At 61.5% G+C, this 13,012-nt stretch carries 12 protein-coding genes; all 12 read left to right on the top strand.

What is annotated here, in order from left to right; all coding sequences use genetic code 11:
• The first annotated feature begins 43 nt into the window (after nt 1–43).
• The 12 genes from QMK52_RS20710 (at nt 44) to mexE (ending at nt 13,003) form a co-directional block, all read left to right on the top strand.
• Nucleotides 44–1,108 (top strand): SDR family oxidoreductase, encoded by a 1,065-nt coding sequence (locus QMK52_RS20710; protein WP_087945285.1) that lies wholly within the window; start codon nt 44–46, stop codon nt 1,106–1,108.
• The gene (locus QMK52_RS20705; RefSeq protein ID WP_320403331.1) at nt 1,105–2,364 is read left to right on the top strand and encodes an aspartate aminotransferase family protein; all 1,260 of its coding nucleotides are present in this window, start codon (nt 1,105–1,107) and stop codon (nt 2,362–2,364) included. Before QMK52_RS20710 ends, QMK52_RS20705 begins: the two co-directional genes overlap by 4 nt.
• A gap of 15 nt (nt 2,365–2,379) precedes the next feature.
• Nucleotides 2,380–2,823 carry a type II toxin-antitoxin system RatA family toxin gene (locus QMK52_RS20700; RefSeq protein ID WP_005788482.1) on the top strand — a complete coding sequence of 148 codons (444 nt, stop codon included), beginning with the start codon at nt 2,380–2,382 and terminating at the stop codon, nt 2,821–2,823.
• 3 nt (nt 2,824–2,826) lie between these two features.
• Nucleotides 2,827–3,969 (top strand): acyl-CoA dehydrogenase family protein, encoded by a 1,143-nt coding sequence (locus QMK52_RS20695; protein ID WP_005788483.1) that lies wholly within the window; start codon nt 2,827–2,829, stop codon nt 3,967–3,969.
• Nucleotides 3,966–4,793: an SDR family NAD(P)-dependent oxidoreductase gene (locus QMK52_RS20690; RefSeq protein ID WP_005788484.1), complete on the top strand. Its 828-nt coding sequence runs from the start codon at nt 3,966–3,968 to the stop codon at nt 4,791–4,793. The genes QMK52_RS20695 and QMK52_RS20690 overlap by 4 nt, the downstream gene beginning before the upstream one ends.
• Nucleotides 4,794–4,803: 10 nt before the next feature.
• Nucleotides 4,804–5,763 (top strand): fatty acid desaturase, encoded by a 960-nt coding sequence (locus QMK52_RS20685; protein ID WP_320403330.1) that lies wholly within the window; start codon nt 4,804–4,806, stop codon nt 5,761–5,763.
• A 46-nt stretch (nt 5,764–5,809) separates the two neighbouring features.
• Nucleotides 5,810–6,625, top strand: coding sequence for a DUF3050 domain-containing protein (locus QMK52_RS20680; RefSeq protein ID WP_320403329.1), 816 nt, complete (start codon nt 5,810–5,812; stop codon nt 6,623–6,625).
• Between the two features lie 29 nt (nt 6,626–6,654).
• Complete coding sequence (locus QMK52_RS20675; RefSeq protein ID WP_005788487.1) at nt 6,655–7,722, top strand: HlyD family secretion protein; 1,068 nt, start codon at nt 6,655–6,657, stop codon at nt 7,720–7,722.
• On the top strand, nt 7,719–9,236 hold the full coding sequence (locus QMK52_RS20670) for a DHA2 family efflux MFS transporter permease subunit (protein WP_122734230.1): 1,518 nt from the start codon (nt 7,719–7,721) through the stop codon (nt 9,234–9,236). The genes QMK52_RS20675 and QMK52_RS20670 overlap by 4 nt, the downstream gene beginning before the upstream one ends.
• Nucleotides 9,237–9,258: 22 nt before the next feature.
• Entirely contained in the window at nt 9,259–10,602 is a 1,344-nt protein-coding gene (locus QMK52_RS20665; RefSeq protein WP_122734228.1) for a TolC family outer membrane protein, read from the top strand.
• An 84-nt stretch (nt 10,603–10,686) separates the two neighbouring features.
• Entirely contained in the window at nt 10,687–11,583 is an 897-nt protein-coding gene (locus QMK52_RS20660; protein WP_320403328.1) for a LysR substrate-binding domain-containing protein, read from the top strand.
• 178 nt (nt 11,584–11,761) lie between these two features.
• The gene (gene mexE / locus QMK52_RS20655; RefSeq protein WP_005788491.1) at nt 11,762–13,003 is read left to right on the top strand and encodes a multidrug efflux RND transporter periplasmic adaptor subunit MexE; all 1,242 of its coding nucleotides are present in this window, start codon (nt 11,762–11,764) and stop codon (nt 13,001–13,003) included.
• Nucleotides 13,004–13,012: the final 9 nt, after the last annotated feature.

Below are 13,012 nucleotides of genomic sequence, written 5' to 3'. Positions count from 1 at the left end.
CGCACCATGAATTCTTTCGATGAGTCCGCAGGAAGCGCCCTACATGTCAGCACAGCAAAAACTAACCGTCCTTCTCACTGGAGGCTCAGGGGTGCTCGGTGAGTCACTGATCGACTGCCTGGCAGAGGACTTTCACCTGGTCTGCCTGGCGCGCAAAAGCCGTATCCGCGATCCCCGAGTGGAAGTGCTCAAGGGTGATATTTGCAGCGCTGACCTGGGCTTGGCCAGCGACGTTTATGCGGCGCTGGTTGAGCGTGTCGACTGGGTGATCCACGCCGCGGCGGTGACGCGCCTGGACGGTGATATCGATCAGATCTTCTCGGTGAACTACCTCGGCACCGAAAACGTCGTGGCCTTCGTGCAGCAAGCCAAGGTGCCGCTGTATCACATCAGCACCGCCTTTACCCACCCTTGCGACTATTACGAAGGCGTGCAAGCGGAAACGCCATACGAAGTTGCCAAGCGCCAGGCAGAAACCCTGGTGCGCTCGGCTGGCATCGATGTGTCGATCTTTCGTCCGTCCATCATTATCGGTGACGCCAGCACCGGGCATATGCCCAACTTTCAGGGTTTCCATATGACCATGGGGCTGATGATGTCTGGCGTACTGCCCATCGTACCCTGCCCGCCTGCTGGCTATGTCGACCTGATCGCCCGTGACGTCGCGGCCCGAGCGATTGCCAACGCGCTGCACCAGCGTTTGATCGGCGACGACTACTTTCTCACCAGCGGCCCACAGGCTCTGGATCTGACGGGGCTGCTGGACCTGATGTGCCAATCCATGGAAGCCCAGAGGCAACCCTTCACACGGCCACGCTGCATGGCGCCGGATATTTACGAACGGTTGATCCGCCCGGTATTTCTGCCGGCGCTGAGCGGCAATATCCAGGCTGCCCTGACCCGTGCCACCCAGTTGTGCCGCTATGCCTGCCTGCGCACGCCACTGCCCACTTCATTGCCGCAGTTACTCGGTGAGCCGGCGTTCAGCCAGCGTGATGTTGGCCGCGAGTTGCTGCTGTCGCTCAACCACCTGGCACCCAAGCTGGGGGCACTGACGCGCATGCTCAAGCAGCCGGTGACACCGAACACAGAAGTGAGCGTGGCATGAACCCGACAGTCATCGACCCCACCCTCGACGCCGCACAGGTCGACCAATACCTGCGCCAACACGTCAACTCGGGCTACGCACGCCTCGCTTCGCTGATGAACCTGCCGATCGAGCAATCCAGTCGTGGCGTCTACATCTACGACGAGCAAGGCCGTCAATACCTGGATGCAGGCGGTTATGGCGTGTTTTTCCTCGGTCATGGCCACCCGGTTGTCGTGGAAGCGGTTACCCGGCAACTGCAGCAAAACGCTTTGGCCAGCAAGTTGTTGCTCAACCCGCAACAGGCCTTTGCCGCACGCGCCCTGGCAGCGCAGTGCCCGGGCGACCTGGACTATGTGTTCTTTTGCAATTCAGGCGCCGAGGCCACCGAAGCCGGCTTGAAGCTCGCCCGCCTCAACGGTTGCCGCCGTACGCTGTCGACATTCGGGGGGTTCCACGGCAAGACCCTCGGTGCCCTCGCCGTCACCGGCCGCGAGAGCTACCGAGAACCCTTCAGTGGGTTGCTCAGCGACAGCGAGTTCGTGCCGTTTGGCGACAGCGTCGCACTTGAGCAGCAACTACGCGCATCGCCGGACAAGGCCTGCGTGATTCTCGAACCGATCCAGGCCGAAGCCGGGGTAATTCTGCCGCCATCGGGTTACCTCAGGCGTGTGCGCGAGCTGTGCAATCAGTATGGCGCCGTGCTGATTATCGACGAGATCCAATCTGGCCTGGGTCGCACCGGCTATTGGTGGGGCTGTGACCAGGAACAGGTGGTGCCCGACATCATGCTGGTAGGTAAAAGCCTGTCCGGCGGTTGCGTACCGGTGAGCGCCATGGTCGCCAGCGCCACGATCTATGCGCCGTTCAATCGCAACCCTACGGTCCACACCTCGACCTTCGGCGCCAACCCGCTGGCCATGGCGGCCGTGCAGGCCACGCTGCAAGTGATGGTGCAGGAAGACCTGGTCGCGCGTGCCCGGCTACTGGGCCAGGACCTGCACGCCCGCTTCAGCGCGCTGTTGCAACAAAGAGGTTGGGCCGAACGTGTGCAACTGCGCAGTGCGGGTTTGCTGTTGGGCTTTGAGTTCGCCGAGGCCTCAATCGCCGCCAATATGGTCATGGCCCTGATCGAGCAACGCATCATTGTGTGCCACTCGCTCAATGATCATCGCGTGATAAGGCTCACGCCGTCGCCATTGCTGACGGCCCAGGATTGCAACTGGTTGATCGACGGCTTCGCCCAGGCGCTGACCACTTCGATGCCATCCCTTTAAATGGAGTTTTCCCCCATGCAAGAAGTCAACGTGCAGGCCCATATTCCCCATGCCTGCGCTGATGAAGTATTTGCGGTGATCAGCGATTTCAGCAATTACGTCGAGCTCTGCGAGTCGGTGCGCAATATCAGCATCAACAAGGTCAGCGACCAGGTGTCGTTTACGTCCTGGGAGGTCAACTTCCACAGCGGCATTCTCAAGTGGCAGGAGCGTGACACCTTCAATGCCGACACCCGGGAAATTCATTTCGAGCAAATGGCCGGCGACGTCGATCACTTCTCCGGCACCTGGCACGTCTTGCCGGACGGCAAGGACGCGATCATCTCCTTCAAATCGCGCTTCGACCTGGGCCTGCCGATGCTCGCGGACATGCTCGACCCTGTGGCCAAACAAGCCATCCGGGACAACATTCACTCGATCATCACCGGCCTGTTTCCGGCGAGCTACTTGAAGGCCTGAACCATGTCACTGTCGTTACTGAATCGCTCACGCGATCTGCTTCAACGCTACGCCCCTGGTTTTGACGAGCGCCTGGCGGCCATTCCTCCGGCCCAGCGTGAGGCGCCACAGAGCGAGATCATCGCCCTGTTCAAGCAACATGGCCCGGTGGGGTTGCTGGTCAACCGCGAAGCCGGCGGGCTGGGCGCGAATATCCTTGATGCGGTGCATGTGCAGATCGCCCTGGGGGCCCGCTCGCCCTCGCTGGCGGTGGCCAGCACCATGCACCAGTTTTCCGTGGCGAGCTTATTGGCACTCACGCAGAACGGTGGCGGCGCCGAAGGCCTGTTGCTGGCTGCCGTCGCGCAAAAACGCTTGTTGCTGTCTTCGGGGTTTGCCGAGGGCACCAGCGGAGCGGGCATTCTCGACTCGGCCATGCAAGCGGTGCACACCCCAGAGGGGGTGTTACTCAGCGGCAGCAAGAAGCCCTGCTGCCTCGGACAGTCGATGGACTTGCTCACCGCCAGCTATATCCGCCAAACCCCTGGCGGCGAAGAGCTGATGGTCGCATTGATTCCGGCCACTGCGCCGGGCATCAGCCGCAACCCCTTCTGGCAGAACAGCGCCCTGGCCGGCGCTGAAAGCATCGAAGTACGCCTCAACGAAGTGCTGGTGCCCGAGCGCATGGTGTTTTCCGCCGGTTACACCCACCAGCTGGGCGACGTGCAAACCGTAGGTTTTATCTGGTTCGAACTGCTGATTTGCGCATCCTATGTGGGTGCCTGCGCCGGCCTGATCGAGTCGGTCACAGACGCCGCCCGCTGGACCGCGCATCACCGCGTGGACCTGGCAGCCGACCTGCAGTTGGCGATCAGCGCGCTGGAAGGTGCGGCCCTGGATATCGAGCGCAACCCACAGGACTTGCCTAACGTGCTGGCCCGTCTGCTGCTGGTGCGTTACGGCATCGAGCAACGCCTTGCCCAGCTCTCCGACCAGGCTCACGCCATGTTGGGCGGGATGGCGTTCATCACCAGCAACCTGAGCTCCAACGGGTTGATGGCCTGCCGCGGTTTGCAATTTCATCCACCGGCCAGGATCTCGATGGCGACCAACCTTGACACCTACTTGTCCGCATCAACCTTCAGCATGACCGGAGCGCACTCATGAACCTGCTCGGAAAAACCATTGTTATCACCGGTACCGCGCGCGGCCTGGGTTTCGCAGCGGCCTGCAAACTCAAGCAACTGGGCGCCACCGTGATTGGCCTCGACATCCTCGCACCGCAAGACAGCGGTCTGCTGGACGCGTTTTATCAAGTCGACCTGTGCGACCGCCACGCCGTGGCCAACGTGATCAGCGCTATCAGCACCGATTTCGGCGACATCGACATTCTGGTCAACAACGCCGGCACCCTGACGCTGGAACGCGGCGAAACCGGCGTCACCGATGAGGTGACCCGCGCGGTGGATGTCAACCTGTTCGCGCCTTGGCAACTGACTTCGGGGTTCCTGCCGGGGTTGCTGCGAAAGCGCGGCAAAGTGGTCAACGTGTCCTCACTGTTCGCGCTGGTGAATGCGCCCTACGTGGCCGCCTATGCTGCGAGCAAACGTGCGCTGAGCGCTTATTCGGATGTGCTGCGTATGCAGTATCGCGGGGAACTTGACGTGGTCACGGTGTACCCGGGGTTCATCGACACGGCGATCCACTTGCCAGCGCAGCGTGTTGGCCTGTCGGTCAAACGCCTGGTGACCTTCAAGTGGGGTGACAAGACCCTGCTGTCCCTCGAAGAAAAGCTGGATGCCGCCGCGAACGGCCTGGTACGTGCCTGCCAGAAAAATGGCCTGCGCAACCGGGGGCTGACGTTCATGGGCACGCTGGCCATGTATACCGCACGCAGCGCGCCGAGCGTGGTGGATGGCTTTATCGCCATGCGCCTGCGCACGCTCACGCGCGGCGGCCACCTGGTGCTCAACCCTGAACTGATCGAGTAAGCCGTCGCCAATGGCCAGCCACCTGCACCCCAAGCCCCAGGTCCGTCTCGACCGCGCCTTGTTCAAGGCCCGGCCGAGGGAGTCCTTGCTGATCATCGCCTATGCCTTGAGCCTTTACCTGTTGCCACTGGCACTGTTTGTGTGGGTGGCGACCACAGCTTCCACCCTGTGGACGCTGGTGTGTTTGCCGTTGGTGGTATTGGCGGGATACGGGTTATTTCTGCAAGCGATCCTTGGGCATGAAGGTTTCCACTTCAACCTGAGTGCGAACCCCATGCGCAGTTGCTACCTGGGCATTGCCACCAGTTCGCTGCTGCCGGGGTTCTGTGTGACCGGTTACTTCGTAGACCATTGGCAACACCACCGTTACAGCAACAGCACGAAGGACCCGGACTACCAGCTCTTTTCGCGTTACCACACACTGGCAAGCCGCATCACCCTGTCGCGCTTGATCGCCACCCTGCGTTATCTGCAGACCACCTGGCGCCTGGCGTTCGGGCCATTGGGCAATCCCTCGGCGCTGCCATTGAGTTCGGTGCAGGTGCAACGGCTGGCGCGCTGCAATATCGCCTGCCAAGTCGTATGGCTCAGCCTTTATGGGCTGGCCATATGGCTCATCGACGGGTTGCTGCTGGGGTTTTCCTTGAGCCTGGCGGTGGCGTTCATGCTGTCGGCGGTCAATGCCTATCAGGAACATGCTTTCGACGCAGGCCCGCACTTGCCGCCAGCGCGTTCACGCACTTCGCGCCTCAACACCTGGCTGCACGCAGGTTCGAACTTTCACCTGGAACATCATTTTTACCCCGCGGTGCCTTGCTGGCGACTGCCCAAGGTACACCGTCAACTGCTGGACGCGGGGTGGTACGAAGACCGGCAATTCCTGCTGGAAAAGCACTTCGTGCGGTCTTTCCGGTATGCCACCGGGCGCCACCCCTACCGTACAAACACGGTCAACGACACACACACTTAATTTCCGCTGGATTTTGAGCCTGACCCTTCAGGCCGCAGGAGCACGCATGCCTTTTGATATCGATAGCCACATTGAAACCGAGCGCGAGCAGCTGTTCAGTCACCCCTTGTTCGCCAATATCCGCACCGTAGAAGACGTGCGCACCCTGATGGAATTTCACGTGTTCGCCGTCTGGGACTTCATGACCTTGCTCAAGCGTATCCAGCGCGACCTCACCTGCGTGGAGTTGCCCTGGGTACCGCCGGTACACATCACCGCCGCCCGCCTGATCAACGAAATCGTGGTCGGGGAAGAGACCGACGAGCATCCCGAGGGCGGTTTTATCAGCCACCTGGACCTGTACCTCGCGGCCATGGATGAAATCGGCGCCGACAGCAGCGTATTCCGCCGCTTCCTGGCCGCTATCCAGGCCAAGGTGCCTCTGGCTACGGCGCTCAACAACCCGGAGATTCCAACGGCCGCCAAAGTGTTCATGTGCCAGACCCTCGATGTTGCGCAACACGGCAGCACCGAAGCGGTCCTGGCGTACTTCTTCTTCGGGCGTGAAGACATCATCCCCGACATGTTTGGCCGCCTGCTGTCGCAATGGTCGGTCAGTGAAAGCGATGTACCGATGCTCACGTATTACTTGAAGCGCCACATCGAGATGGATGGTGACGATCACGGCCCGGCGGCCAAACGCATCATCGCCGAAATCGTCACCAGCCCCGCGCAACACCTGCACATGGTCGAGAGTGCGAAAACCGCAATCAACTCGCGGATTGACCTGTGGAATGGCGTGCATCAGTTCCTCCTGGACAAGGCTCAGCCGACAGTGAGCCGTCCTGCGCGGGAGGTCCACACCGTTTCTGAGCCTGCTTGACCTCAACGCGCATCGACAGGGAGTACCACATGACCAAAGGCAAGTTGATAAAACTGACGCTGTGCGGCGTCGTGGTCGGCGGGTTGCTGATACTGGGCTGGCAGCGCTGGCAGTATTCCAGCACCTACGTGAGTACCGACAACGCCGAACTCGACGGGGTGATCATCCCGGTACGGGCCAAGCTCTCGGGCGTGGTGATCAGTGTGCCGGTGGTGGACAACGTCACGGTACAAAGCGGCGACCTGCTGTTTCAGATCCGCGACAGCGAATACCGCTACCAGCTGCAGCAGCGCGAAGCACAGTGGCAAGCGCTGCTCGCCGCCGCCGGGCGCGCAGGCGTGCCGGGGGCGTTGGACAGCCAGGTGCTCGGTGCGGTGGCCATGCGTGAGGCCGCGCAAGCGGCCCTGGCTCAAGCGAGCGCCAACCTTGAGCAAGCGCGCAACGACTACCAGCGTGCCCGTCGCCTCGGCGCCCAAGGCGTGCTGAGCACCCAGGACCTGGAAGTGGCCAAGGCGCGTTTCGACGCCCTCAGCCACGCGCAGGGGGTAGCGCGCAGCAACGCCCAGGCCGCCGCTCAAAGTACCTTGGCCAACAAGGCCGAACTCAAGGTGCAGGACTATCGGATCGCGGCCGCGCAAGCGGAGCTGGAACAATCCAGGATCCAGCTCAACGACACCCGCCAGACCGCGCCGATGCGCAGCATTGTCTCGAAAAAAGAAGTGGAGCCTGGCCAGTTTGTGGTCGCCGGCCAAAAGCTCATGAGCCTGATCGCCACCGAACCGCTGTGGATTACCGCCAACTTCAAGGAGACCCAGGTAGGCCGCGTGCGCGTCGGCCAGAATGCCCGAGTTACGGTGGACGCCTTCCCCGGGCACGCCTTCGACGGCGTCGTCGAAAGCCTGGCACCGGCCACCGGGGCGAAGTTCTCGTTGCTGCCCCAGGAGAATGCCACGGGAAACTTCACCAAAGTGGTGCAGCGCGTGCAGGTACGCATCGCGCTCAATGATGTGCCGGATGACTACAAGTCGCTGTTGAGCCCGGGCATGAGCGCGTTCGTCGAAGTGGCCGCACCTGACGACACCGGCCAGACGCTATGAGGTCGCCCTACCTGATTGCGTTTACCGTCACGCTGGTCTCGATGATGGAGTTGCTCGATGTCACCATCGTCAACGTCGCGATTCCCAGCCTGATGGGCACTTACGGTGCATCGGTGGATGAAATCTCCTGGGTCTCCACCGGTTATGTGGTGGCCAACGTGGTGATTCTTCCGGTCAGTGGCTGGCTATCGGCGTGGTTCGGCCGGCGTACTTACTACTTGGTCTCTACCGCGCTGTTCGTACTGGCATCGTTGGGTTGCGCGATGTCTGCCGAACTCTGGCAACTGGTCGCGTTCCGGGTGCTGCAAGGCCTGGCGGGCGGCGGTTTGCTGGGGATATCCCAAGCCATCATCTACGACGTGTTCCCCAAGGAAAAAGTCAGCAGCGGCATGGCGCTGTACGGCGTGGGCGTGATGATGGGGCCGACCCTCGGCCCGACCGTCGGCGGTTACCTGATCGACACCTTGTCGTGGCACTGGATCTTCTTGATCAACTTGCCGATCGGGGCCGTGGCCTTGTTGCTGTGCTGGCTGTGCATCAACGACTCGCCCAACGAACAAAAACCTTCCAGCGTCGACTACAGCGGCTTCTGCTTGCTGGCTCTGGGCGTCGGCAGCCTGCAGATCCTGCTGGAGCGCGGCGAACACTGGGACTGGATGGCGTCCAACTGGACCGTGGCCTGCCTGTTGCTCAGCAGCTTCAGCCTGGTGGGCTTCTTCTGGTGGGAGCGGCGTGTGGCCAACCCAATCGTCAACGTCGCACTGTTCCAGAACCGCGAGTTCCTGATGGGATGCATCTGCGCGTTTTGCGTGGGCTTCGGGCTGTACAGCACGTTGTTCATGGTGCCGCTGTTCTTGCAGACCCTGCTGGCGCAGAGCGCTTACCAGAGCGGGCTGGTGATTTTCCCCGGGGCGGTGGCCAGCGCCATCAGCACCTTGGTGATCGGCAAGCTGTCCCAGGAAAACAAGATCGACGAGCGCGTATTCGTCACCCTGGGCATCGTCATGTACTGCTATGCCATGTTCCTGCACACCCAGTTCACCCTCGACAGCAACCCCGACTCGCTGTACTGGCCCTTGGTGATCCGCGGCCTGGGCCTGGGCATGATCTTCGTGCCGCTGACCAACCTGGCGATGCGCCGCCTGCCGCTGACATTGATCTCCGGTGCTTCGGGCGTACTCAACCTGATGCGCCAGTTGGGGGGCAGCGTTGGTATCGCCATCGCAGCCACCCTGCTCACACGGTTCTCGTGGGAACGCTACCGCCTGCTTTCCGAACATGTCACCGAATCGAGTCTCGTTGCCAGCGGCTGGGGAGGCGTGGAAACCGACCCGCTGTTTCTTTCCCTGGGCCTGGCGAGCCATCAACAAGCCCTGGCGCTAATGCCTTACCTGCAAGCGCGCGAACAAGGGCAAATGCTGGCGTTCAGCATGCTGTTCGGCACCTTGGGAGCGGTGATGGCCATCGGGATTCCCATGGTGCTGATGATGCGCAGAAGCCACATCAGTCGATAAATCTTTCAGTGGAGCACACCCCTTGCGTATTCCAGGCCTGCATCTGAACACCACCACCCTGCTTATGCCCCTGTATTGGCTGGCACTCGCCTGCGCGCCCACCCAGGTATCGGCAAATGACTTGTACCACCTGTACCAGAAGGCACTGACCCACGACATGCAGTTCGCCGCCGCACAGGCGCAGCAATTGGCCACGGCGGAAAAGGAACCGCAAAGCCGTGCCAACCTGCTGCCGGACCTGTCTGTCACCGGCGGCGCGGCCTGGGTCGATGCCGAGGACTCTTCCGATTATCACCGCAATCGCAATAACACCAACGCCTACGCGGTGGTCCTCACACAGCCGCTGCTGCGTTGGCAGAATGTGATCGCCCACGACCAAAGCAAACTGTTGATCAGCGCCAGTGAACTGCACACTGAACAGGCGCGCCAAGCGCTGATGCTGCGGGTTGCCCGCGCTTACTTCGACGTGCTGCTCAATCAGGAACTGTTGAACACCCGCACACAACAGCTACAAACCCTGCGCGAGAGCCAGACGCGCAGCCAGCGCCTGCTGGCCGACGGGGCCACCACCGCTAACGCGCTCGCGCAGGTTCAGGCCAAATACGACCAGGCATTCGCCGAACAGATTGCCGCCCGTGGTGCATTGGACATCGCCAACGAAACACTCACCCAATTGACTGCCGCACAGGCGGGGCCGTGGTCAGGCAAAGAGCCGCAGTTCAGTGCCCCGGTGCCTGCTGCCATCGATGATTGGGCCACGACCGCGCAACAGGGCAACCTTGCCGTACAGGCGGCGCAGATTGCCCAGCGCCTGGCCGAAATGGACATCGACAAGGAACGGGCCGGCCATTTGCCCACCCTTGATCTGATCGCCGCCCATGGCCGCTTCGCCTCTGTCGGCGGTGATGTATACGATGTGACGTTACCGGAAAATCGCTATAACCAGACTGTGGTCGGGGTCAAACTGAGCGTTCCGCTCTACAGCGGTGGCCGCACCAGCAGTCGCGTGCGCGAAGCCCATGCACTGCAAAGCAAGGCGGCGGACGAAGTCGAAGATGCACGCCGCAACGCCGGGATGAAGGCACGTCAGGCTTACCTGCAAGTCACAAACGGCATGAGCCAATACCAGGCACTCAAGCAGGCCTTGAACTCCAGCCAGATCAACCTCGCCGCTGTGACCCACGGCTTCGAAGCCGGTTCCCGCATCAACACCGACGTACTGGATGCGCAACAGAAAGTCACCGATACCCAACAACGCCTGGCCCAGCAGCGCTATGCCATTCTAATGGCCCAGTTGCACCTGTTGGCATCCACCGGCAACCTGAGCGACGCGCGCCTGCGTGAGGTCAGCCGTACACTGAACTGACGCGCGGATGAAAGCGCTGATATTCGCTCAACGCAGGGCCTGAGTTGGATTAAGCTGGGGCATCTCAAAAATGGAACACTGCCCATGTTCGACCTGAACGAACTCTTCCTTTATGCCAAGGTGGTCGAGCACGGCGGCTTTGCGGCGGCGGGTCGAGCGTTGAACCTGCCCAAGTCGACCCTGAGTCGCAGAGTCGGCCAGCTTGAGGCAAGGCTGGGGGCGCGGCTGATACAGCGTTCGACGCGCCAGTTCCAGGTCACCGATATCGGCCAGGCTTATTATCGACATTGTGTGGCGATGATTGCCGAGGCCGAGTCGGCAGAAGATGTGGTGGCCTTCAACAAATCAGAACCACGCGGCTTGATTCGCCTGAGTTGCACCACCGCGCTGCTCAACTATTGGGTGGCGCCGATGCTGGCTCAATTCATGGCGCAATGCGGAAACGTCGAACTGAATGTGAAGAGCTTCAACCGTAAGGTCGATGTGATTGCCGAGGGCTATGACATCGCGTTGAACCTGTGTTTCCCGCCCCTGGAAAGCAGTGAACTGGTGATGAAACTGCTCGGCAAAAGTACTCAGGTGCTGGTGGCGAGCGCGGCTTTTTTGCAGGACTATGCCCTGCCCTCGCAACCCGCCGACCTTGCCGGCCTGCCCACCGTGCATTGGGGCAACCTGATGATTCAGTACGTGTGGGAGCTGACCGGCCAGGATGGCGCGACGACGCAGATCCAGCACACGCCGCGCCTGGTCAGCGATGATGTGCCGACTTTGAAAAACGCGGCACTGGCGGGAGTAGGCATCGCCAACCTGCCATGGGTGGTGGTCAAGGAGGATGTCGCCGAGGGGCGCCTGGTTGTCCTGCTGCCCGAATGGCAGCCCAAAGAAGGCGTCATCACGGCGGTGTTTCCCTCACGGCGCGGGCTGATGCCGTCGGTGCGCACCTTGATCGACTTTCTGAGTGAAGCGTTTGATGCGCCTTAGGTAAGAGTCTTTTGTCATCAAGGCCATTGATAGCTCCCTAACGAAACCCCCATGCTAGAGGGCTGACTCCGCACTTATATCATTCCGAATGATAGTTACCTTTGCTTCATTCGATTCGTGACATAGCACCCCGCCGCGCATGATCCGCCCATCTCAAATACATTGGCGGATGCACCTCATGGAACAGTCACTCAAACTTTTGCGCTTCCCCCTGGCGATTCTGGCCGTGGTGGTGATGAGCGCGTGCGGCAAGTCTCCCGAACAAGCGGCCGCCATGCCCCCAGCCAAGGTCAGCGTGGCCAAGGTACTGGAACAGCCGGTCAACGAGTGGGACGAATTTACCGGACGGCTGGAAGCCCCGGAAACCGTGCAGATTCGTCCTCGGGTGTCCGGCCAGATTGACCAAGTCGCTTTTACTGAAGGCGCTTTGGTCAAGAAAGGCGACCTGCTGTTCCAGATCGACCCGCGCCCGTTCCAGGCCGAAGTGCGCCGCCTGGAAGCCCAGTTGGCTCAGACCAAAGCCGCCGCCACCCGCAGCGAAAACGAAGCGCAACGCGGCGAACGCCTGCGCCAGAGCAATGCGATCTCCGCCGAGCTGGCCGACTCGCGCACCACCGCCGCCCAGGAAGCCCGCGCCGCCATGGCCGGGATCCAGGCGCAGTTGGACCTGGCCCGCCTGAACTTGAGCTTTACCCGTGTCACTTCGCCGATCAGCGGCCGCGTCAGCCGTGCCGAAATCACGGCCGGCAACCTGGTGACCGCCGACACCACGGCGCTGACCAGTGTGGTGTCCACCGACAAGGTCTACGCCTACTTCGACGCCGACGAGCGTGTGTTCCTCAAGTACACCGAACTGGCCCGTGAAGGCCGTCGCGGCGCCACTACCCCGGTGTATCTGGGCCTGTCCAACGAAACCGGCAACCCGCACCTGGGCCAGATGAACTTCGTCGACAACCAGGTCAACCCGTCCACCGGCACCATCCGTGGCCGTGCGGTGTTTGACAACAGCAAGGGCGAATACACCCCTGGCCTGTATGCGCGCTTGAAGCTGGTCGGCAGCGGCACCTATTCCGCCGTGCTGATCAACGACGAAGCCGTCGGTACCGACCTGGGCAAGAAGTTCGTGCTGGTGATGGAAGGCGACAAGCCGGCTTACCGCGCAGTGGAACTGGGGCCGAAGATCGAAGGCTTGCGCATCGTGCGCAGCGGCTTGACCAAGGACGACACCGTGATCGTCAAGGGCCTGCAGCGTGTGCGCCCCGGCTCACCGGTCGCGCCGGAAACCATTCCGATGGCCAGCAAGGAAACCCTCGCCGCCTTGGCCCAACAACGACAAGCGCTTGAAGCCAGCAACCTGGAGCAAGTGGCGCCGGAAACGACCGCGCCCAAGCTCGCCAGCACTGCGACTCCACGCGGTTAAGGGATACGA

The organism is Pseudomonas sp. P9_2 (genome assembly GCF_034008255.1).
GTDB classification, from domain to species: domain Bacteria; phylum Pseudomonadota; class Gammaproteobacteria; order Pseudomonadales; family Pseudomonadaceae; genus Aquipseudomonas; species Aquipseudomonas synxantha_A.
This window is presented reverse-complemented; position numbering and strand designations above follow the sequence as displayed.